Origin of the sequence: Leucobacter sp. M11 (assembly GCF_035726885.1) — a bacterium.
Classification (GTDB): Bacteria; Actinomycetota; Actinomycetes; order Actinomycetales; family Microbacteriaceae; genus JAPFRB01.
The window spans coordinates 752305-755375 of record NZ_JAPFRB010000002.1; the positions used below are offsets into that span (position 1 = coordinate 752305).

The following is a 3071-nucleotide window of genomic DNA, read 5'->3' on the forward strand; positions in this document are numbered from 1 at the left end:
ACGTTCAGGTTGCCCAGGATGATGCCGAAGACCCGGCGATCCGCGCCCGCCTCGGCGGCGAGGACCCGGCGGAGCATCACGACGGCGGCCTGGGCCATCGAGATGACCGAGGCCCCGGGGACGGGCACGACGCCGGAGGCCCCGATCACGAGTTGCAGGCTGCCGCCCGGGCCGAGCAGCGGGGTCCAGGCCCGCGCGGCCGTGAGATAGCTCTCCGCGACCTCGACGAAGGACCGTTGCCAGGTATCGGGATCGAGCCGCCAGACGGGGTCCCCGCTCCACCAGCTGCCCAGCGTCGCGACCACGTGGTCCACGGGCCCGTGCTCCGCGAGGATCCCCTCCGCGGTGTCGCGCGCGCCCGCGAAGCTGACGTAGTCACCCACTCGTGTGCGGGGGGCGCGGCCCATCGTCTCGAAGACGGGATCCGCGAGGAACGCGGCCGCCTTCTGCTCCGTGCGCGAGGGCACGATAACCTCGGCGCCCGCGGCGAGGTGCGCTCGGACGACGTGCTCGCCGACGGATCCGGTGCCCCCCAGAACGACGGTGCGCTGCGCCCGCAGCAGCTCCTGCCGTTCGCGGGGGTGGTCCGGCCCGTCCGGGGCCGCGGGGTGCGCTGCTGGGTGGTGCGTCATGGTTTCCTTTCCCTGTGGAGGGGGTTCCGTGGCACCCGACGGGGTGCCGCGCCGCGCGCTCCGGCGCGGCGGCGTATCCTAGGGGTCGCGCTCGTTGACCGTCGAGGGAGGCCCGATGACGATGCCCCTCACCCCGCGCCAGGAGATCTGGCGGGGGCTCCTGCACGGGCAGCGGTCGATGCTGTTGCGGCTGGGAGCCGACCTCAAACGCGACTTCGATCTCTCCCTGGCCCAGTACGAGGCGTTGCTCGCGCTGTTCCAGAGCCCCGGCCGATCGCTCTCGGCCACGGGCCTGGCACGGGAGCTGCTGTACAGCTCGGGCTCCGCGACGCACCTGATGCGCCGGCTGAGCGAGCGCGGCCTGGTCCGCCGCTCCGTGGACGCCGAGGACGCCCGGACGCACCGGGTGCACCTCACGGAGGCGGGCGCGGATCTGATCGAGCGAGCCACGGCGTCCCATGTCGCGGCGCTCGCCGAGCAGTTCGAGCCGCTGATCGCGGACGCCGATGTGCCCGCCCTGCTCGGCTTCGCCCGCGCCATCGCCGCGCACGAGGGGGTCCGAAGCGCCCCGCCGCTTGCCGAGCCGGGCGTCGCCGAGTCGCGGGACGGCACGGGCTAGCGCCCGCTCGGCTCAGGGGGCGTCGGCGGTGTCGGGCGTCCCGGCGGCACGCTCCGCGTACACCGTGCGAATCGCCTCGGCCACCGCCTGCTCGGGCTGAGCCCCCGAGATCCCGTAGCGACCGTCGATCACGGTGAAGGGCACCCCGGTGATCCCGAGTCGGCCCGCCTCGGCGATGTCGGCGGCCACCTGCGCCCGGTGCGCCTCGGGGTCCGCGAGCACCCGATCGACCGTTTCGTTGCTGAGCCCGGCGGCCACGGCGACCGCGCGGAGCACGGCGGGGTCGCCGATGTCCTGCCCGGTCTCAAAGTAGGCGGAAAACAGCCCGTCGACGAGCGCGGCCTGCGCCCGGCCGGGCCCGGCCGCCTGGATGAGGCGGTGGGCGGTGAGGCTGTTGGAGGGGATCGTCTCGTCCTGGCGGAAGTGGAAGTCGAGTTCGGCGCCCATCGAGACGAGCTGCTGCTGCGCGGCCCGGAAGCGGCCCATGTCCATCCCGCGGCTCGCCAGGTATTCCGGTTGGCTCACGGTGGCCCGCTCGGGCGCATCCGGGGCCAGCTGGAAGGAGTGGAACACCACGTCCACGGCGTCGGCGAAGGGCAGCCCGGCGAGGACCCGGCTCAGGCGTCGCTCGCCGACGGCGCACCAGGGGCAGGCGATGTCCAGCCAGACATCGAGGCGGAGGCGTGCGCGATCGGCGCCGCCCGGAAGCACGGTTGTTTCGGTCATACCCTCCTCAACGGAGGCCCCGCGCCCAATATTCCCTGTAATTACAGATACTTTTCGGACGCAGAAAATGCCGCCCCCCGCGCGAACCCGAAGGCCCACCGGGGAGCGGCATGCTGCGGGCTAGGCGCGCGCCGCTGCGATCAGCTCGGCGATCTGCACGGTGTTCAGGGCGGCGCCCTTGCGCAGGTTATCGTTCGAGACGAACATCGTCAGGCCACGGCCCGCGGGCGCGGACTGATCGGCGCGGATGCGGCCCACGAGGCTGGGGTCCTGCCCGGCGGCCTCGAGGGGCGTGGGCACGTCGCTGAGCTGCACGCCCGGGGCGTTCGCGAGCACCTCGCGGGCGCGGTCCGCGGAGATCTCGTCGCGGAACTCGGCGTTGATCGAGAGGGAGTGCCCCGTGAACACGGGCACGCGCACGCAGGTGCCGCTCACGAGCAGCTCCGGCAGCTCCAGAATCTTGCGCGACTCGTTGCGCAGCTTCTGCTCCTCGTCGGTCTCCTCGGAGCCGTCGTCCACGATGGACCCCGCCAGCGGGAGCACGTCGAAGGCGATCGTCTTTGCGTAGACCTTGGGGGCCGGGAAGTCGATCGCGGAGCCGTCCTGGACGAGGTCCTCCAGGTTGCCCTGCTCGACCGCGGCGCGCACCTGACCGGCGAGCTCCTCGGCGCCGACGAGGCCCGAGCCGGAGACGGCCTGGAAGGTGGTCACGATCAGGCGGGTGAGCCCGGCCTCCGCGTCGAGCGCCTTGAGCACCGGCATCGCGGCCATCGTGGTGCAGTTGGGGTTCGCGATGATGCCCTTCTTCGCCTCGCCGAGCGCGTGCGGGTTCACCTCGCTCACGATCAGGGGAACCTCGGGGTCCAGGCGCCAGGCACTGGAGTTGTCCACGACGAGCGCGCCCGCGGCGGCAAAGGTCTCGGCGTAGGCCTTCGACGCGGCGCCGCCCGCGGAGAACAGGGCGACGTCGATCCCGGCGGGGTCGGCGGTGGCGACGTCCTCGACGACGATCTGCTCGCCGCGGAACTCAATCGTGCTGCCCGCCGAGCGCGCGCTGGAGAAGAAACGGATGCTCGCGATGGGGAAGTTCCGCT

4 protein-coding genes are annotated in these 3071 nt (G+C 72.6%); 1 reads left to right on the forward strand and 3 read right to left on the reverse strand.

Going from position 1 to position 3071, the window contains the following annotated elements; genetic code table 11:
* A partial coding sequence (locus OOT08_RS08010; protein WP_325092078.1) for an SDR family oxidoreductase occupies positions 1 to 632 on the reverse strand: 632 nt, incomplete at its 3' end.
* A gap of 115 nt (positions 633 to 747) precedes the next feature.
* Between OOT08_RS08010 and OOT08_RS08015 the strand changes: the two genes are divergently transcribed.
* Complete coding sequence (locus OOT08_RS08015) at positions 748 to 1251, forward strand: MarR family winged helix-turn-helix transcriptional regulator (RefSeq protein ID WP_325092079.1); 504 nt, start codon at positions 748 to 750, stop codon at positions 1249 to 1251.
* 12 nt (positions 1252 to 1263) lie between these two features.
* Here OOT08_RS08015 and OOT08_RS08020 read toward each other — a convergent pair whose 3' ends face one another.
* A complete protein-coding gene (locus OOT08_RS08020; RefSeq protein WP_325092080.1) occupies positions 1264 to 1977 on the reverse strand; it encodes a DsbA family oxidoreductase in 714 nt (237 codons plus the stop codon).
* 120 nt (positions 1978 to 2097) lie between these two features.
* Positions 2098 to 3071 (reverse strand): aspartate-semialdehyde dehydrogenase (locus OOT08_RS08025; protein ID WP_325092081.1); only part of this gene is annotated, 974 nt, incomplete at its 5' end.